The organism is Rugamonas sp. FW305-51 (assembly GCF_058786935.1).
The window spans coordinates 125,772-144,348 of record NZ_JBYSZG010000011.1; the positions used below are offsets into that span (position 1 = coordinate 125,772).

Genomic DNA, 18,577 nt, shown 5'->3' on the forward strand with positions numbered 1-18,577 from the left:
CTAGCCATGGCATACATGGTCATGCGCCGCGCCGACGGGTGCGCCGGGACGGCACAGGCGGCGGCGCTGCCCGTGCCGGGCATTACGCTGCAGGCGGGCGAGGGCGCGGTGCGGTTATTGCGCCGCGCCGGCCAGTGGCAGCTGGAGGCGGGGCCGTTTCCGCCGTCCGAACTGGTGGCCGCCTTCGCATTGCTGGAGGCGGCCTCGCTGCCGGAGGCCGTCGAGCAGGTGCGGCACTGGCCGGACGGTGGCGGCGATGCCGTCTATGAGCTGCGCGCGGCCGGCTGTCCTGGCGGCTGCGTGGGCTTCGACGAGCGCGGCACGGCCGGTGGCAACGTGCCGCAGCGGCGGCCGGAACTGACGCGTTACGTGGTCTTCATCCGCTCCGACGCCAACGCCGAGCGCGACCTGGCGCCGCCGCCGGCCGCCATCGACGCCATGAACCGCCACAACGAGCAGGGCGTGCGCGATGGCGTGTTGCTGGCCGGTGAAGGCTTGAAGTCCAGCGTCCGCGGCGCGCGCGTGCGCTTCGCCGCCGGCGTGGGCACGGTGGTCGACGGTCCGTTCACGGAAGTGAAGGAACTGATCGCCGGCTATTGGATGTTGCAGGCCGCCTCGCCGGAGGCGGCGCTGGCCTGGATACAGCGTTATCCCTATCCGGGCGACGGCGACTTGACGCTGGAGTTGCGCGAGGTGTGCGACATCAACACCTTCACGCCAGCGGAACGCGTTGCCGAGCAGCGCATGCGCGCCGGCCAGCTGGAGACCGGCATGCAGGCCGCGCTGGCCCACATGCGGGGACGGTGACGGTGACCGCGGCGTCGGTCGAGCGGGTGGTGGAGGCGGTGTGGCGGATCGAATCGGCCCGCATCATCGCCGCCGTCGCCCGCATGTTGCGCGACGTGGGCACGGCCGAGGAGCTGGCCCAGGACGCCCTCGTCAGCGCGCTGGAACGTTGGCCGGAGACGGGCGTGCCCGACAACCCGGCCGCCTGGCTGATGACGGCGGCCAAACACCGCGCGCTGGACCTGCTGCGCCAGCGCCGGCTGCAGCAGGACAAGCAGGACCAGATCGGCTACGAAATCGAAGGCCTGCTGCAGGACGCGGCGCCCGACCTGGAAGCGGAGGTCGAACGCGCGCTGGAAGACGACATCGGCGACGACGTGCTGCGGCTGGTGTTCGTGGCCTGCCACCCGGTGCTGCCCACGGATGGCCGGGTGGCGCTCACGCTGCGCATGCTGGGTGGCCTGAGCACGGGCGAAATCGCCCGCGCCTACCTGGTGCCGGAAGCGACGGTGGCGCAGCGCATCGTGCGCGCCAAGCGCACGCTGGCCGAGGCGCGGGTGCCGTTCGAAGTGCCGCGCGCGCACGAGCTGATGGCGCGGCTGGGGTCCGTGCTGCAAGTACTCTACCTGATCTACAACGAAGGCTACGCGGCCAGCGCCGGCGCGGACTGGATGCGTCCGGCCCTGTGCGACGAAGCGCTGCGGCTGGGCCGCATCCTGGCCGAGCTGGTGCCGGACGAACCGGAAGTGCACGGTCTGGTGGCGCTGATGGAAATCCAGTCCTCGCGCGCCCGCGCCCGCGTGGGGCCGGACGGCGCGCCCGTGCTGCTGCTGGAGCAGGACCGCACGCGCTGGGACCAGCTGCTGATACGGCGCGGCTTGGCCGCGCTGGCGCGGGCCGAGGACACCGGGCGCGGGCTGGGGCCATATGGCGTGCAGGCCGCCATCGCCGCCTGCCATGCGCGGGCGCGGGTGGGGGGCGATACGGACTGGGGCCGCATCGCCGCCTTGTACGACGCGCTGTCGCAGCTGGCGCCGTCGCCCATCGTGGAGTTGAACCGGGCCGTGGCGCTGAGCATGGCGTTCGGGCCGGCGGCGGGACTGGAAGTGGTCGATGGCCTGTTGGATGAGCCGGCGTTGCAGCGCTACCATCTGCTGCCCAGCGTCCGGGGCGACCTGCTGGCCAAGCTGGGCCGCCTGGCCGAAGCGAGACAGGAGTTCGAACGCGCCGCCGCGCTGACACAGAACCAGCGCGAGCGCGAATTGCTGCTGGCGCGTGCGGCAACCAGCTCCGGCGCCTGACTGCACCCATACCGCCATCCCGGAACCCGGGGGCGCAACCGAATCTCAATTACGGCGACGTAAAAATGGGGACGTAACACAATTAAAAAAAGCAGGCCCGAGGGGGCGGGCCTGCCAAACCTGGCGCAATGAACTGGTGCATTGAACCGTCGGAGTCACACTGTTGATGGGCCGCCGGCGGGCGGCAGCCCGTACTGCCATTACATCTTGCCGCGCAGCCCCAGGTAGAAGGTGCGGCCGTTCGAGTAGAACGCGCGCGGCTGGTCCTTGGTCTCCGCGTACATCTTGATGGTGGTGTTGGTCAGGTTCAGCGCGTCGAACGTCACCGTCAGTTGCTCGTTGATCTTGTAGTTCAGCGAGGCGGCCAGGTTGCCGCTGCCGGCCACGTGCTGGCTGGCGCCGCGGTCCACGCCAGCCTTGTAGGCCGAGCGGTAGTTGTAGGCCAGGCGGGCGCTGAATTTGGCGTCCTCGTAGAATCCCGTCACGTTGTAGGTGCTCCTGGACGAGTTGACCAGTTCGCTGCCATCGGCCAGTTCGCCATCGGCATAGGTGTAGTTGACCAGCGCGCCGAAGCTGCTGAACAGGGGCTGCTGGTAGCTCAGTTCCACGCCCTTGTTCTTGCCGCTGGTGTTGTACGGCGACGTGATCTGGTACACGGTCGGCTTGTTCTGTTTGTTGTTGAAGAAGGTGCCGCTGCTGGTGCCCTGGGCCACGATCGAGGTCAGGTCCATGTAGAACAGGCCCACCGACACGGCCGACTTGGGCGCGAAGTACCATTCGGCGCTCACCTCGGCGTTGTTGGAACGTACCGGGTCGAGGTTGACGTTGCCGCCGGCGCCGCTCAGGGCGTCGTCGTTGAGCGACACGGAGCCGCCCAGCGCGCTGTAGTCGGGACGCGACATGGCGCGGGCGATGGCGGCGCGCACCACCAGGTCCTGGCTGACGTCGAACTTGACGTTGGCGCTAGGCAGCACGTCGTTGTAGGTGCGCTCGAACGTGGTCGGGGTGTAGGGGCCGAAGGCCGATCCCGTCACGGGGTTGGGCCCGCCGGCCAGGTTGACCACCGTGGTCTGCCCGGTGCGCACGGCGCGCAGGCCCACGTTGCCGCTCCAGGCTTCGCCCTGCAGGTTGGCCATGCCGTAGATGGCCGACGTCTTTTCCTGCAGGCGGAATTCGTCGGTCCAGTTGTGGCGCAGCGTGTAGTCCAGCAGGCGATTGCCCGGCACGGCGCCCCAGGCGCCCAGGGCCGCGCCGTCGTACTTGAAGTAATTCGACGACAGGTTGCCGCCCAGGTTGGAGCCGAAGTCGCCTGGGTACATCTGGCCGCTCCAGGCCGGGCCGGGATTGCTGAAGCCCAGCGGGCCGGGGCGGGTTTCCAGCGGGTGCTCGGCGGTGCGCTTGTGGTCCGTCAGGCGGGCGCCGAACTTGATCGAATCGAGCACGCCGGTACCCATGCGCAGGTCGGCGTCCAGCTGGCCGTATTGTTCCTTGTCGACCGACTGCGATTCGCCGCCGCCGGCCCAGGCCGTGGAACCGGGTTTGTCGGTGGTGCCGCCCGGGTAGCTGACGCTGGCCGGGCTCAGGCCGTTCAAGGCGTAGTACATGCCGCCGTTGACGTTGTTCTGGTAGTAGACGTCGTTGCGGTCGAAGCCCACGCCGTGGGTGGCGCCGCCCATGCCGGTAATGGTCAGGTCGCGCGTGGCGCGGTACTTGAAGTTGGCGTCCACGTACCACGATTCGCCGCCCGCGTCGGGACGGTAGATGTTGTCCACCTCGCCCGAATTGCTGGTGAAGCTGGCCGAGTTGAGGGTGCCGTTGGCCACCGTGTAGGCGGTCGGGATCAGGCCGTCGCGGTTGATCGAGTTGGCCGGCGCGGCCAGGAAGTTGGTGTTCTGGTGCGGGGCGCTCAGCTTGGAGTAGAAGCCGTTCACGTCCAGCGTCAGTTCCTTGATGGGGCGTACTTCCACGTCGAAGGCGCCGCCTTCACGTTTCTTGGTCTGCTCGAACAGGGTGGCGCCGATGAAGGTGGGCACGCGCAGGCCGGCCAGGGCAGGGTTGGCCTTGGCGGCGGCGCTGGTGGGGGAAATGGTCGAGTAGCCGAGGATTTCCTGGCCGTCGCGGCGCACGCGCGTCTTTTCCGAGAACGCCTGCAGCAGCACGCCGGCCGTCTTGTCGTCGTTCTTCCAGTTGATCAGGCCGGAAAATTGCGGTTCCGTCTTGCCCGCCAGGTCGTTGTAGGCCGCCTGCACCGACGCTTCCACCGTCAGCGGCTTCTTGAAGTCCAGCGGACGGCGGGTGATGACGTCGATCGCGCCCGATACGCCGCCTTCCACCAGGTCGGCCGTCTGGCTCTTGTGCACGACGATGGAGCCCACCAGTTCCGACGGCAGCAGCGAGAAGCTGCTGCTGCGGCCCACGGAGCCGCCGAACTGGTTCAGCACGAACCAGTCGCCGGTGCTGATGGCGTGGCCGTTGAACAGGGTTTGCTGCAGGCTGGGGCTGGTGCCGCGCAGGCTGACGCGGTCGTTCTCGCCGAAACCGCCTTCACCGCCGGCCGAGGACTGGATGTTCACGCCGGGCAGGCGCTGGATGGCGTCGGCCACGTTCTTGTCGGGCATCTTGCCGATGTCTTCGGCCGTCACCACTTCGACCACGGAGTCGGCGTTGCGTTTCTGTTTCAGCGACTGTTCCAGCGCGGCCCGCACGCCGGATACGGTGATGACCGCGCCCTGCTCGGGGGCGGGCGCTTGCTGGGCCTGGCCCGGCAGCGCGGCGCCCAGCATCAGCAGGCCGATGGCGGCGGCGATCGGCGTCAGGCGGACGGCGCCGCGTTTGCTTGCATTCAATTCGACACTCATTACAAATCTCCAAAGCGGCCCTGGCACGGGCCTTCGTTTTTCGCATGAATGCCGGTCGCGCCACGGCGGCGCCGGCCGGCTTTCCCCTTGCATGACTAACAACAGAACCAGTTCGACGCCAATATACTGCAATTTTAGATACCAAAGTACTACCAGTTTGATAAATATATGAAACGTTGCGTTTTTTACACATCAATTTGATAAGAAAAACAAAATACACCCCCATGTTTTCACCATACTGGTGCAAAATAATGTATTTTAGTTATCATTTCTTTGGCATTCGGTACGGTTTTGGTATTAACGCGGTGACGGCACAGCGGGGGATGGATGGCGACTTTGGGCAAGCTGATGGAGGTGTTGAGCGCGGGCAGCACCTTGCCGCTGTACCAGCAGTTGCAGCGCGCGCTGCGCGAGGCGATCCGGCAGCGGGTGCTGCGGCCGGACGACGCCCTGCCGCCCGAGCGCAAGCTGGCCAGCGACCTGGCCGTGTCGCGCCTGACGGTGCGCAAGGCGCTCGACGGGCTGGTGACCGAAGGCTTGCTGGTGCGCCGGCCCGGGTCCGGCAATTTCGTCAATCACAGCCGCATCGAACAGAATTTCGCGCGCCTGACGTCGTTCTCGGAAGACATGCGGGCGCGCGGCCGGCAACCCCGCAGCGCCTGGCTGCAGCGCAGCGCCGGCACGGTCACGCCGGCCGAATCCATGCGGCTGCGGCTCAGCCCCGGCGACCCTGTGTACCGCTTCCACCGCCTCCGTTACGCCGACGATGTGCCCATGTGCGTGGAATATGCGACGGTGGCGGCCAGCTGCCTGCCGTCGCTGGAGGCGGTGGACCAGTCGCTGTATGCGGCGCTGGCGCAGACGGGCAACCGGCCCGTGCGCGCGTTGCAGCGGCTGTCGGCGCTGCTGCTCACGGCCGAGCAGGCGCGTTTGCTCGACGCGCGCGAGGGCGACGCGGGACTGGCCATCGAGCGCCTGGGCCTGCTGCACGACGGCCGGGTGGTGGAATGCTGCCGCAGCTATTTCCGCGGCGATGCCTATGATTTCGTGGCCGAGCTCAGCACGGTGTGAGACTGCCGCCGCTGGCCGGCACGCAGCGCCTGGCCGGAGCAGGCGCCGTGGGGGAGGGCGGCCGCAGCCGTCACGCGTTTCGCGGCCGACTCCCGGGGTCTTGCAAGACGGCCGCCGCGGGCCGTCACGCCAGCGTGCGCTGCGCCAGCGCGGCCAGCATGGCGGCGGACGGGTGGCCGGGCGCGACCACCAGGCCCAGCCGGGCCGCCAGCTCATCGCCCTCGGCCAGCTTGCGGTAGGCCACGCCGCTGCGGCGCAGCGCCGCGAACGAGGCGGGCAGCAGGGCGACGCCCTTGCCGGCCGCCACGTCGCTGAGCAGGATGTGATGGTCGTGCGGTTCGCGCACGAAGGCGGGCGCGAAGTGGTGGCGCTTGAACACGGCATGGCAGTGGTCGAAGAAGGCGGGCTGGCGGGCCCGCTCGAACCAGTACACGGGCTCGCCGGCCAGGTCGGCCAGCGTCAGCGTGCGCCGCCGCGCCAGCGGGTGGCGGCTGGACAGGGCGGCCAGCATCGGCTGCCGTGCCAGCGCCTGCACGGTCAGTTCGCGGGTGGCCGTGGGCAGGGCGATCACGGCCGCGTCCAGCCGGCCCGCGCGCAGGCTGGCCACCAGCTGGGGCGAGGTGGCGAACACGGGTTCCAGCGCCGCGCCCAAGGCGGCCGCCACGGCTTCCGTGAACGGGCGGAACAGGTCCGATTCCACCGACGAGGTCAGGCCCAGGCGCAGGCGGCTGGGCGCCGGATGCTGGCGCATGGCCTGTTCGGCCGCATCCAGCAACGCCAGGATCTGCTGGGCCATGGGCAGCAGCTGGCGCGCGGCCGGCGTGAGGGCCACGTGCTGGGTGTCGCGCTCGAACAGCTGTACCCCGAGCCGGGTCTCCAGCTGGCGGATGGCGCGGCTCAGCGGCGGCTGGGTCATGTGCAGCTGCTCGGCCGCCTGGCGGAAGTTCAGGCAGGTGGCGACGGCGACAAAGATCTGCAGCGCATGGCTGTCGAGTTTTCTCATGTGTTCTCCTTATACCAAAAAGGTATCACGTTTTTGGACATTCCACCGGTGCGGGGCGCTGGCTAGACTGGCCTCCATCCACCCACCTGAGGAGTACAACATGGAACAACGCAAGATCGGCGCATTGACGGTATCGGCACTGGGCCTGGGCTGCATGGGCATGTCCGAGTTCTACGGCGCCACGGACGACGTCCAGTCGCTGGCCACGCTGGAGGCGGCCTGGGAGGCCGGCGTCACCCTGTACGACACGGCCGACTCCTACGGCTTTGGCCACAACGAACAGCTGCTGGGCCGCTTCCTGCGCGGCAAGCATGGCCGGGCCCGCGTGGCCACCAAGTGCGGCCTGGTGCGCGAGCCGGGCAAGTATGAGCGCCGGATCGACAATTCGGCCGCCTACATCCGCCAGGCGTGCGAAGCCTCGCTGGCGCGGCTGGGCGTCGAGCATATCGACCTTTATTATCTGCACCGCTTGAACCTGGCGCAGGCGCCGCTGGAGGAGTCGTTCGGCGCGCTGGCCGAGTTGGTGCGCGAGGGCAAGATCGGCGCCATCGGCCTGAGCGAAGTGTCGGCCGCCACCTTGCGCCGCGCGGCGGCCCTGCATCCGGTGGCGGCCGTGCAAAGCGAGTACTCGCTGTGGACGCGCGAGCCGGAGCAGGGCGTGCTCCAGGCTTGCCGCGAGGTGGGGGCGGCCTTCTGCGCCTACAGTCCGCTGGGCCGCGGTTTCCTGACGGGGGCGAGCGCCGCTGCCTATGACGGCACCGATTGCCGCAGCTTCAATCCCCGCTTCGCCGAGGATAACCTGCGCAGCAACCAGCGCATCGTGGCGCGGGTGCGGGAACTGGCGGCCGACCTGGGCTGCAGCCCGGCCCAGCTGGCGCTGGCCTGGTTGCTGGCGCAGGGTGACGACATCGTGCCCATCCCCGGCACCAAGCGCATCGCCTATCTGCGCGACAACCTGGGCGCGCTGGACGTGCGCCTGAGCGCGGCCGACTGTGCCCGCATCGCCGCGGCTTTGCCGCCGGGCATGGCCAGCGGCGAACGCTACAGCGAGGCCGGCATGGCGGGGCTGGACGCCTGACCCGGGCGCGCTGGGCGCATTCCTAGCCGGCCCCGGGGATTATCTGATCCCACACCGGGGCGGCATCCGATAGCGTGTCACAACCGAGGCGTTTACTCTGTGGGCTGAACCTCGCCCCATGCAGGGCGAAGTCTGTCGTTGATAGCGCATCGGGGGTAGGGTATGGTGACGAGAAAGACGGAGGCCGCCGGGCCGGCTGTTGTGCGCAGCCAGCAAGCGATGCCGGCGGACGGCGCGGGCGCGGAAGTGATCGATGCCGGCCTGTACCGGCCCAACCTGCATTACCGCGTGCTGCAGTTCACCAACCCGGAAGCGCGCTATGCGGCGGCGCTGCGGCTGGTGCACGACACGCCGGGCGCCGGCATCGTCCATGTGGACACCATGGCCACGGCCGAGCGCCTGTGCCGCCAGCTGCGCGACGCGGGCGACAGCGCCTGCAGCTACCACGGGCGCCTGCCGCCGGCCACGCGCCGGCTGCGGCTGCGCCAGTTCCGGCAGGGCGCGCGGCGCGTGATGGTGGCCACCCCCGCCTTTGGCGGCGGCATGGACCGGCACGATATCCGCTTCGTGATCCACCTGCGCCTGCCCGCCAGCCTGCAAGCGTATTACCGCGAATCGGGCCGGGCCGGGCGCGACGGGCTGCCGGCCCAGTGTTCGCTGCTGGCCCTGCCGCATAGCGGGCGCGGCGCGACGGCGCCGCTGGCCGCCTATCTGCAGGGCGGCGCCTGCCGCTGGCAGCTGCTGCTCGACGGCCTGGGGGCCGCCGCGGAAGGGTGGGATGCCTGCGGCCAGTGCGACCATTGCTGCGGCCCCGATGCCGACTTGCCGCTGCCGTTGCCAGCCAGGGCCCTGGACCTGGCCGCCCTGCTGACGGTGGCCGGCGAACGCATCGCCATCGCGTTTCCTGAGGACAGCAGCAAAACGTTCATGGCGGAATTCGTGCAAGCGCGCTGAAGCTAAGAGATGCTTACCGCCGCGTTGATACCGCCCGCCGGACTGCTCCTACAGCCACACTTGGGCATGTCCTATGCCCGGCCGATGGGTCATGCACTAACATGAATGCTCCTCCTACCGGGCGCCGGGCCAGCCAGTGAGCCGGCCCGGTGTCCGTGCAGAGGCTTTTCATCCACCCATCTGCAAGGATGCATGACATCAGGAGCACATCATGGCCACCTCAAACCAGGATAACCCCGGCAGCAAACAAGGCAGTCAGGGGGGCAGCAAGCAAAGCGACACCAGCAAGCGCGGGTTCGCCTCCATGGACCCGGCACAGCAGCGTGAAATTGCCAGCGAAGGCGGCCGGGCCGCCCATGAGAAAGGCACGGCACATGAATTTACCTCGGAAGAGGCACGCCGGGCCGGCAGCATGAGCCACAAGAACGACCAGGGCAGCAAACAGAGCAGCACCGGCAGTAGCGCTTCGCGCAGCGGCGGCGGCAGCAGCCAGAGCGCCACGCGCGAAGATGCCGAGCGTAACGAGCGTAGCGGCAACCGTTCCGGCGGCAATACCAAACCTTAAGCCCACCACCATGCCGGCCAGTCCGGACATGTAAGAAAAAGGAATCCGCAAGCGTGCTTGTGGATTTCTTTTTTTGCTTGCGGGCGCCATTTGGGCGTCCCATGATCTGCCTCCTGTTGCGTACTCCCCCAGTTGCGCTAGAGTAGCGGGCGGGCAAGTCCCGATCCATTCCACGGTTGACTTTGCAAATGATAATCATTATCATTTGCCGATTATGGCCGGGCGCTATGGGCTGTCCGGCTCCGCTCCGCACCACGCACGCATAAAGGACGTCAATTGAGCGCATCACAGGCCGCACCGTCGCGGCAGGCCAGCCGGTCCGTCTGGCTGCGGCAGCTGCACCAGTGGCACTGGATCAGTTCCGCCCTCTGTCTTCTGGGCATGCTGCTGTTCAGCATCACCGGCATCACCTTGAACCATTCCGCCCAGATCGAAGCCCGGCCCGTCGTCACGCGCCTGCAGGCCACCTTGCCCGCCGCGCTGGCCGCCAGCCTGCGCAGCGCGGCGACCGGGCAGGACGGCGCCAAGCTGGCCCTGCCGGCCGCGGCCGAACAATGGCTGGGCGCCACCTGGCGGCTGCAGGTGGCCGGCCGCGCGGCCGAATGGTCGGCCGACGAAATCTACCTGCCCCTGCCCAAGGCCGGCGGCGACGCCTGGGTGCGCATCGCGCTCGACGAGGGCACGGCCGAATACGAAAACACGGACCGCGGCTGGATCTCGTGGCTGAACGATGTCCACAAGGGCCGCAACACGGGGCCGGCGTGGAACTGGTTCATCGACGCCTTTGCCGCCACCTGCCTCGTGTTCTGCCTGACTGGGCTGCTGATCCTGAAATTCCATGCCGTCAACCGGCCTTACACCTGGCCCATGGTGGGGCTGGGGATCGTCGTGCCGTGCCTGATCGCACTGCTGTTCATCCATTGATTCGTCTAACAGGTATCCCATGAAACTACGTTATTCCATCGCCCTCAGCGTGCCGCTGATCAGCGCATCGGCCCTGGCGGCCGACTTGGCCGTCAAGATCGACGTGCCGCAACTGAACGTGGCCGAATATCACCGGCCCTACCTGGCGGCGTGGATGGAGAACGCGGAGCAGCAAGTGGTGGCTAACCTGACCGTGCTGTACGACGTGCGCAAGCCCAACCAGGGCGGCGCCAAGTACCTGAAGGACTTGCGCCAGTGGTGGCGCAAGGCGGGGCGCGACCTGGGCGTGCCGGCCGACGGCGTGAGCGGCGCCACCCGCGGCCCCGGCGAATACACGCTGACCTTCCCCGTGGCCAAGGCCGCGCTCGACAAGCTACCGGCCGGGCCCTACCAGCTGGTGCTGGAAGTGGCGCGCGAGGCGGGCGGACGCGAGCTGGTCAAGGTGCCGCTGCAATGGCCGCCGAAAGCGGCGCAGACTCTCACCGCCCACGGCAAGGAAGAGCTGGGCGCCGTGCAAGTGCAATTGAAACCGTAAGGATCACCATGCTCACCTTGAAACGTACGCTGGCCGCGCTGGCCCTGGCTAGCCTGGCCCTGAACGCCCATGCCCACCGTCCATGGCTGCTGCCGTCGTCCACCATGGTCGACAGCAGCGACCCGTGGGTGACGGTCGATGCCGCCATTTCGGAAGGCTTGTTCGACATCGACCACCAACCCCTCAAGCTGGACGGTATCGTCGCCACCGGCCCGGACGGCGCCGCCGTGACGCTGGAACACGCCGTCACGGGCCGGCTGCGCAGCACCTTCGACCTCAAGCTGGCCAAGCCGGGCACCTACAAGGTCAGCCTGGTGACGCAGATGGTCATGGCCAGCTACAAGGATGGAGCCAGCGGCGAGCTCAAGCGCTTTCGCGGCACGGAACAGGCGTTCGCGCACGACGTGCCGGCCAACGCGCCGGGCCTGACAGTTACCCGCAGTTACGGCCGGCTGGAAACCTTCGTTTCGGCCGGCAAGACGGACCTGGCCGTGTTCAAGCCCACCGGCGTGGGCCTGGAACTGGTGCCGCTGAGCCACCCGAACGACATGCGGACGGGCGAACAGGCCCGCTGGCGTTTCCTGCTCGACGGCAAACCGGCGGCCGGGCTGGGCTTCAGCCTGGTGCCGGGCGGCGTGCGCTACCGGGGCACGCTGGGCGAGATCCGGCTGGCCACGGACGCCAACGGCGAAGCCGCTTTCACCATTCCCGCCGCCGGCATGTACCTGGTCAGCACCAGCTGGCCGGCCGCCGCGCCGGCCGCGGCCGGCCAGCCGCCGCAGCTGCCGCCCCGCCGCGTGACCTACGCGGCCACGGTGGAAGTGCTGCCCCAGTAAGGGCCGGACTCCGTGATGCGCCGGGTATTGCTGCCGCCCCATATCGACCCTGAGGCCGCGCCGGCCGGCGCCACCGTGCATACGCTGGCCGGCCACAGCATGGGCACGGGTTGGACCGTGCGGTTGGCCCTGCGCGGCGCGCAAGCGCTGCCCGCGCTGCGCCTGGGGTTGCAGCAAAAGCTGGATCGGGTGGTGGCGCAGATGAGCCACTGGGAGGCGGACTCCGACCTGGGCCGCTTCAACCGGGCCCCGGCCGGCAGCTGGCATGCGCTGCCGGCGGAATTTTTCCACGTGCTGGCGTTCGCCCAGGGCGTGTATGCCGCTTCCGGCGGGGCCTGCGATCCGGGCGCCGGCGCGCTGGTCAACCTGTGGGGCTTCGGGCCGGAAGCACGCTACGACCAGCCCGGCTTTACGGCGCCCAGCCACGCGCAAGCGCGCGCGCTGCACGCGGCGCAGGCGGGGCTGGCGCTGGAACTCGATCATGCCGGCCGGCGCGCCCGCCAGCCGGGAGGGCTGCTGCTGGACTTGTCGGCCGTGGCCAAGGGCTATGGCGTGGACTGCCTGGCGCGCTACCTGGACGGGCAGGGCATCCGCCACTACCTGGTCGAAGTGGGCGGCGAACTGCGCGGCGCCGGCGTCAAGCCGGACGGGCAGCCATGGTGGGTGGCGCTGGAACACGCGGACGGTGCAGCAGCTAGCAATGCCATGTCCGGCGCTGTCGATGCCGCCGTCAGCGACGACGGCGCAGCCTTCAGTGACGATGGTGCCCCCTTCGTCGAGGACGGCGCCATCAACAACGCCGGCGGCGCAGCGGTGCACGCTGCCGGCATGGCCACACCTGCGCCCCCGGCGCCGCCCGATGAACTGCTGCTGGCCCTGCACGGCCTGGCCGTCGCCACCTCGGGCGACTACCGGCGCTATTTCGAGCACGAGCGTCAGCGCTATCCTCACACCATCGACCCGCGCAGCGGCCTGCCGATCGCCAACGGCCTCGCCTCCGTCACCGTCGTGCATGCGCAGTGCATGGCGGCCGACGCCTGGTCCACGGCGCTCACCGTGCTGGGACCGGAGGCGGGCATGGCGCTGGCCGAGCGGCTGGGCCTGGCCGCGCGCTTCGTGCGGCGCGGCGCGCACGGCTGGACCGAAACCCTGAGCAGCGCCATGCGCGCCATGCTGGAAGACTGATGCTGACCAACGATCCCCTACGCCTGCTGCTGGCCGCCGCGCTGCTGGCTGCGTTCATCCTGATTTGCCTGGCCCCGCTGCTGCGCGTGCGCCGCCAGCGCCGCGCGGCGCGCGAGGCCGCCGCCGCTGCCGCCGCGAGCCGCGCCTGCCTGGTGGTGCACGCCAGCCAGAGCGGCAGCGCGGAAGCACTGGCGGCGCAGACGGCCGCCACCTTGCAGCTGGCCGGCATGCCGGTGCGCCTGTGCGCGCTGGCCGAACTCGACGCGGCCCAGTTGCGCCAGGCCGAGCGTGTGCTGTTCGTCGCCAGCACCAGCGGCGAGGGCGATCCGCCGGACGCCGCCGTTCCCTTCGTCAGCCGCGTGATGGGCGGCGAACTGGATCTGCCCCGGCTCCATTACGCCGTGCTGGCGCTGGGCAACCGCCACTATCGCCACTTCTGCGGTTTCGGCCGCGCGCTCGACGCCTGGCTGCAGCAGCAGGGCGCGCAGCCGCTGTTTCCCCGCATCGAGGTGGACCGGGGCGACGCGGCCGCCATCACCGCGTGGCGCCATCAACTGAGCACCCTGGCCGGCACCAGCGACGCGCCCGACTGGGAGGCGCCGCCGTTCGCGCCGTGGCGGCTGGCCGCACGCGAGCTGCTCAATCCGGACAGCGCTGGCGCGCCGCTCTACCACCTGGAACTGGAACCGCAGGACGGGCCGCTGCCGCAGTGGCAGTCGGGCGACCTGGCGCAGGTGGCGGCGCCGGCCGACGGCGACCATCCGCGCACCTATTCCATCGCCTCCATCCCGGCCGACGGCCGCCTGCATTTGCTGGTGCGCCTGCACACCCATGGCGACGGCAGCTATGGGCTGGCGTCGGGCTGGCTGGCGCTGCAGGCCGCCGTGGGCCAGACGGTGCAGCTGCGGTTGCGGCCCCATCGCCGCTTCCGGCTGGAGCAGAACAGCGAGCGGCCGTTGATATTGATCGGTAACGGCAGCGGCATGGCGGGCCTGCGCGGCCACCTGAAGGCGCGGGCGCAGGCGGGACAGCACCGCAACTGGCTGCTGTTCGGCGAGCGCCACGCGGCCCACGATTTCCACTACCGGGCGGAGCTGGAAGCGTGGCAGCGTGCCGGCGTACTGCCGCGGCTGGACATGGTGTTCTCGCGCGACCAGTCACAACGCCTGTACGTGCAGGACCGCTTGCTGGGCAATGCCGACGAGCTGGCCGCGTGGGTGGAGCAGGGAGCGGCCATCTATGTGTGCGGCAGCCTGGAGGGCATGGCGGCCGGCGTCGACCAGGCGCTGGAACAGATACTGGGCCCGGTGCGGCTCAGCGCCTTGACGGCGGACGGACGCTACCGGCGCGACGTCTATTAAGCTGCGGGCGAGCGCAAGCGCGCACCGGCGGGCGCACAAGCGCGCGCATGTGCGAGGGGCTGACGTGGGCGCGCGTGCGCGCGGCATGAGGGGAGCGGGGACGTGAGCTTGCCCGCCCGGGCTCGCGCGCAAGCGTGCGAACCGCGGCGCGCGGCGGTGATATTGTGTGTACTTTCTGCGCCACCCTACGGCCTATAGTGAAATGTCACCTCCATCGCGGCGCCGGGACCGGTACCGTGATGCTGCGCCGCTGTCGCCGCCGCGCCGGCTCCCGCGCGCAGGGAGTTTGCCATGCCGACCGAAGCCATCGCTGCAGCGCCCGACGAACTGCGGCAAAACCTGATCCGCAAGCTCGATAGCCTGGGCTATGGCGCCAGCGCCGATTTCACGCTGGCGATGGAGCGCTTTCGCCGCGCCGAAAACCTGCAGCAGACGGACGACCCGTGGCCGCGCCTGAATGCGCGCGCCGGCACCGTGTTCAGCGAAGTGTTCCAGTTCGAGCTAGACGCGCTGGACGGCGACCTGGGCGGCGCACGGCCCGCCCGCCTGTCCGAGGTCTACCGCCGTGCCCAGCGCCACAAGCTGGCCGGGCTGGCCTTTTCCGGCGGTGGCATCCGCAGCGCCACCTTCAACCTGGGCGTGCTGCAGGCGCTGGCCGAGCTGCGCCTGCTGCGCGATTTCGACTACCTGTCGACCGTGTCGGGCGGCGGCTACATCGGCGGCTGGCTGTCGCGCTGGATCAAGGAACTGGGCGGCGAAGTGGCGGCCGTGGAGCAAGCGCTGGCGCCGGACGGCCCCGGTGGCGCCGCCCGCAGCGAGCCGGTGCCGGTGCAGTTCCTGCGCCAGTACAGCCATTACCTGACGCCGGCCAGCGGCATGTTCAGCGCCGATACCTGGACCCTGATCTGCACTTACGCCCGCAACACCTTGCTCAATCTGAGCCTGCTGACGGCATGGCTGGCGGCCCTGTTCCTGCTGCCGCGCCTGCTCACTGCCCTGGTGGCGCACGAGATGACGGACCCGGGCCGCTACACGGCGCCGTGCGCCGTCGGCCTGTTCCTGCTGGCCGTGTACTTCATGGCGCTGAGCATATCGCGCAAGGGCCGGCCGCCGCCGGGCAGCTGGCTGCCGCAAGACCAGGGCAACGTCCTGCTCTGCATCTGCCTGCCGCTGATGGTGTCGGCCTTCCTGGGCAGCCTGGCCGTGTGGCAGTACCACGTGCAGCTGATCGCGTTCTGGGACGACCTGCCGGACGGCCTGGCCCAGTATCCCTACAGCTGGCTGCTGCTGCCCGGCGCCGTGTATTTTCTCGTCTGGGTGGCGGGCTGGGGCACGGCGCAGTGGCTCAACCATCGCGCCGCCCAGCTGATACCCCAGGGCGAGACGGACCCGCCGTCCAAGATCTGGCTGGAAGGGCTGGGCCATTTGCTGTGCGCGGTCGGCGCGCTGGGCGTGGCCACCTTGCTGCTGCTGAAGACGCTGTCGATGGCGCACCGGGCCGGTCCCGTGCCGGTCGATGCCGTGCAGCTGACCAGCCTGGGCATGCCGCTGCTGCTGGCCCTGTTCGGGGTGACCATCACGCTGATGATAGGCCTGATCGGCCGCATGTACCGCGACCCCAGCCGCGAGTGGTGGGCCCGCCAGGGGGCCTGGACCTTCATCTTCAGCCTGGGGTGGCTGGCCCTGTTCATGTTCGCGTTCTACCTGCCGCCGCTGCTGGACTGGGGCTTCACCCAATACTGGCGCACCAGCAGCGCGGGCGCGGCGCTGACCACGCTCGTCACGCTGATTGGTCTCAAGTCCAGCAGCGGCAGCGCCACCGGCAAGCCCGGTTCGCCGTCCCGGCTGGAACTGGTGGCCAAGGTGGCGCCGTATGGCTTCACGCTGGTGATCGTGGGCGTGCTGACTATCTGGCTGCAATTCCTGGTGGCGCCAGCCCTGGTGCAGCGGGCCGCCAGCGCACCGCTGTGGGCATATTACGATGCCTATTTCGCTGCCACGGTCGGTGCCGCTCAAGGCCACGTGCTGGTGCTGCTGGCCACCTTCAGCGTGGTGGCGCTGGTGCTGGGCTGGCGGGTCGACATCAACAAGTTCTCGCTCTACATGATGTACCGCATGCGGCTGGTGCGCGCCTATTTCGGCGCCAGCAATCCGCAGCGCAGTCCCCATCCGTTCACCGGCTTCGACCCGGCCGACGATCCACCCCTGCACTCACTGCTGCGCAAGGCCGACCCGGCCGCGGCGGCCCCGCTGCAGCGGCCCTATCACCTGATCAATGCGGCGCTCAACATGGTCAACGGCAAGGAGCTGGCGTGGCAGACCCGCAAGGCGGCCGCGTTCTGCCTGTCGCCCGGCTACAGCGGCTACGACATGCCGGCCATGCCGTCGCCGGACCGGCTCACGCCCGGCAACCACCGCGGCTGCTACCGGCCCAGCGAGGATTACGCGTCGCGGCCGTCCATGTTCCGCGACGACGATGCCATCGTCAAGCTGGGCATGGCGGTGGCCGTGTCGGGCGCGGCGGCCAGTCCCAATATGGGCTACCACTCGTCGCCGCCGCTGACCTTCCTCATGACGCTGTTTAACTTGCGGCTGGGGCGCTGGTCGCCCAACCCCATCAAGGAAAAATACTGGCAAAGTTCGTCGCCCCGCATCGGTCTGCTCAGCATCCTGGCCGAGTTGTTCGGGCTGACGGACACCAACGCCGACTTCCTTTACCTGTCCGATGGCGGCCATTTCGAGAACCTGGGTCTGTACGAGCTGGTGCGCCGGCGCTGCCGGCTGGTGGTGGCCGTGGACGCCAGCTGCGATGAAAAGTTCGTGTTCGAAGACCTGGGCAATGCCATCCGCAAGTGCTACACGGACTTGCACGTGCCCATCGTGCTCGATGCGCGCCGCATTGTGCCGCCGGTGGGCGGCGGTGCGCTGGGCGCCAGCTTCGTCACGGGCCACATCCAGTACCGGGCGGCCGACGGCCGGGGCCAGGATGGCGTGCTGCTGTATATCAAGCCGGCCATCACGGGCGGGGAGAACGCGGACGTGCTCAACTACAGCAAGACCCATCCCGAGTTTCCCCACCAGTCCACGGCCGACCAATGGTTCGATGAAGACCAGTTCGAAAGCTACCGCACGCTCGGTTGCCAGATCGCGCGCAGCGCGCTGTCGGCGGCGGCGCAAGGGGCGGCTGTGCGGGCGGCCGACGGCACCGTGTTGCGGCACCGGATAGGCCGGCTGGCGCTGTTGCTGGCGCGCATGCATCAGCCGGCCGGCGCGCCCCAGCCGGCCCAGCCCGCGCAGCCGCGCCGGCCATTCATCGAACGGCGCCGCTCGCAGCATGGCACGGCCCGCGGCGCACCGCAGGCGTTGCCGGCCATGGTAAGGCGGCTGCGCATGCCGCCGGCGGCCGGCGTGCGCGTGCGGCGTCGCCAGCCGGCGCCGCCCGTACTGCATTGACGGGGCGGCAGACGGGATGGCGAGCGGGGCGGAAAAGCCGGAGAGCGGGCGACCGCTTTAATGGGCGGCACCGCCTGGGCGCCCCAACAGCCGGCCCAGCAACGTGACGTTACCGCTGCGTTCCAGCTTGCGCTCGACGACGGTGGACCACTGTTCGGCCAGCTGCTGGCAAGTGGCGCTGAGTACGGGCGCCAGGCCGGGCAGGTCGGACAGGGCGTGCAGATGGCGCTCGATGACGGAAGCGAGCTTGACGCAGGCGCCATCGTCGGCCGCGCTGGCCGTGTAATGCGACATCAAATGCAGCACGGACGACAACATCAAGTCCGGTGCTTGGGCGCCCGGTTCAGGCGCATGGAAAATCGGATTGCAGTGCTTTGGAGTCATGGAAGTTCCTGCCGGCTAAGAGGATGGATCAAGTCATCAAATGAGAATGATTCTCATTTGTATTATTGGGCGAAGTGAACGGAAATGCAAGTCCTTTCTCGCCGTGGGGCAGGGTAACCATAGTGAGCGTGGCTCCGCCGGGAACCGGGAAAATGGGGAAAAATGGGGAGGAAAAATGGGGACGTACCCCATTTCCCAAAATCGGAAAAATGGGGACGCCCATTAGCCGCCCGCTGTCAAGGGACGAATTAAGGCTTCCGTGCTGGCGTGGCACAGGGTAGTT

General features: G+C 69.0%; 16 protein-coding genes. 12 read left to right on the forward strand and 4 right to left on the reverse strand.

Features of this window, described 5'->3' with window-relative positions:
* The first annotated feature begins 6 nt into the window (after positions 1 to 6).
* Entirely contained in the window at positions 7 to 807 is an 801-nt protein-coding gene (locus AC3WOS_RS10555; RefSeq protein ID WP_492715888.1) for a YciI family protein, read from the forward strand.
* A 2-nt stretch (positions 808 to 809) separates the two neighbouring features.
* A complete protein-coding gene (locus tag AC3WOS_RS10560; protein WP_492715908.1) occupies positions 810 to 2,087 on the forward strand; it encodes an RNA polymerase sigma factor in 1,278 nt (425 codons plus the stop codon).
* Between the two features lie 200 nt (positions 2,088 to 2,287).
* Here AC3WOS_RS10560 and AC3WOS_RS10565 read toward each other — a convergent pair whose 3' ends face one another.
* A complete protein-coding gene (locus AC3WOS_RS10565) occupies positions 2,288 to 4,945 on the reverse strand; it encodes a TonB-dependent receptor (RefSeq protein ID WP_492715889.1) in 2,658 nt (885 codons plus the stop codon).
* A gap of 327 nt (positions 4,946 to 5,272) precedes the next feature.
* Here AC3WOS_RS10565 and AC3WOS_RS10570 point away from each other — a divergent pair, with 327 nt between their 5' ends.
* Positions 5,273 to 6,016, forward strand: a complete 744-nt coding sequence (locus AC3WOS_RS10570) for a GntR family transcriptional regulator (RefSeq protein ID WP_492715891.1) — start codon at positions 5,273 to 5,275, stop codon at positions 6,014 to 6,016.
* A gap of 124 nt (positions 6,017 to 6,140) precedes the next feature.
* Here the strand turns inward: AC3WOS_RS10570 and AC3WOS_RS10575 are convergent, their stop codons facing one another.
* Positions 6,141 to 7,019 carry a LysR family transcriptional regulator gene (locus tag AC3WOS_RS10575; RefSeq protein ID WP_492715893.1) on the reverse strand — a complete coding sequence of 293 codons (879 nt, stop codon included), beginning with the start codon at positions 7,017 to 7,019 and terminating at the stop codon, positions 6,141 to 6,143.
* 100 nt (positions 7,020 to 7,119) lie between these two features.
* On the opposite strand from AC3WOS_RS10575, the gene AC3WOS_RS10580 reads away from it, so the two are divergent.
* The 9 genes from AC3WOS_RS10580 to AC3WOS_RS10620 all read left to right on the forward strand — a co-directional run bounded on the left by AC3WOS_RS10580 (position 7,120) and on the right by AC3WOS_RS10620 (position 17,910).
* Entirely contained in the window at positions 7,120 to 8,097 is a 978-nt protein-coding gene (locus tag AC3WOS_RS10580; RefSeq protein WP_492715895.1) for an aldo/keto reductase, read from the forward strand.
* A 162-nt stretch (positions 8,098 to 8,259) separates the two neighbouring features.
* The gene (locus AC3WOS_RS10585) at positions 8,260 to 9,051 is read left to right on the forward strand and encodes a helicase-related protein (protein ID WP_492715896.1); all 792 of its coding nucleotides are present in this window, start codon (positions 8,260 to 8,262) and stop codon (positions 9,049 to 9,051) included.
* 211 nt (positions 9,052 to 9,262) lie between these two features.
* The gene (locus AC3WOS_RS10590; RefSeq protein WP_492715898.1) at positions 9,263 to 9,616 is read left to right on the forward strand and encodes a KGG domain-containing protein; all 354 of its coding nucleotides are present in this window, start codon (positions 9,263 to 9,265) and stop codon (positions 9,614 to 9,616) included.
* Positions 9,617 to 9,892: 276 nt separating this feature from the next.
* Positions 9,893 to 10,540 carry a PepSY-associated TM helix domain-containing protein gene (locus AC3WOS_RS10595; protein WP_492715899.1) on the forward strand — a complete coding sequence of 216 codons (648 nt, stop codon included), beginning with the start codon at positions 9,893 to 9,895 and terminating at the stop codon, positions 10,538 to 10,540.
* Positions 10,541 to 10,559: 19 nt separating this feature from the next.
* Positions 10,560 to 11,075 (forward strand): DUF2271 domain-containing protein, encoded by a 516-nt coding sequence (locus AC3WOS_RS10600; protein WP_492715900.1) that lies wholly within the window; start codon positions 10,560 to 10,562, stop codon positions 11,073 to 11,075.
* An 8-nt stretch (positions 11,076 to 11,083) separates the two neighbouring features.
* Entirely contained in the window at positions 11,084 to 11,911 is an 828-nt protein-coding gene (locus AC3WOS_RS10605) for a DUF4198 domain-containing protein (protein ID WP_492715901.1), read from the forward strand.
* 15 nt (positions 11,912 to 11,926) lie between these two features.
* Positions 11,927 to 13,096, forward strand: a complete 1,170-nt coding sequence (locus AC3WOS_RS10610) for an FAD:protein FMN transferase (protein ID WP_492715902.1) — start codon at positions 11,927 to 11,929, stop codon at positions 13,094 to 13,096.
* The gene (locus AC3WOS_RS10615) at positions 13,093 to 14,457 is read left to right on the forward strand and encodes a sulfite reductase subunit alpha (protein ID WP_492715909.1); all 1,365 of its coding nucleotides are present in this window, start codon (positions 13,093 to 13,095) and stop codon (positions 14,455 to 14,457) included. The genes AC3WOS_RS10610 and AC3WOS_RS10615 overlap by 4 nt, the downstream gene beginning before the upstream one ends.
* A gap of 291 nt (positions 14,458 to 14,748) precedes the next feature.
* Positions 14,749 to 17,910, forward strand: coding sequence for a patatin-like phospholipase family protein (locus AC3WOS_RS10620; protein ID WP_492715903.1), 3,162 nt, complete (start codon positions 14,749 to 14,751; stop codon positions 17,908 to 17,910).
* 57 nt (positions 17,911 to 17,967) lie between these two features.
* Here the strand turns inward: AC3WOS_RS10620 and AC3WOS_RS10625 are convergent, their stop codons facing one another.
* Together AC3WOS_RS10625 and AC3WOS_RS10630 are read right to left on the reverse strand one after the other, a co-directional pair.
* Positions 17,968 to 18,294, reverse strand: coding sequence for a hypothetical protein (locus AC3WOS_RS10625; RefSeq protein ID WP_492715904.1), 327 nt, complete (start codon positions 18,292 to 18,294; stop codon positions 17,968 to 17,970).
* 28 nt (positions 18,295 to 18,322) lie between these two features.
* Positions 18,323 to 18,577, reverse strand: a 255-nt coding sequence (locus tag AC3WOS_RS10630; protein ID WP_492715905.1) for a hypothetical protein, incomplete at its 5' end; no start/stop codon positions are given.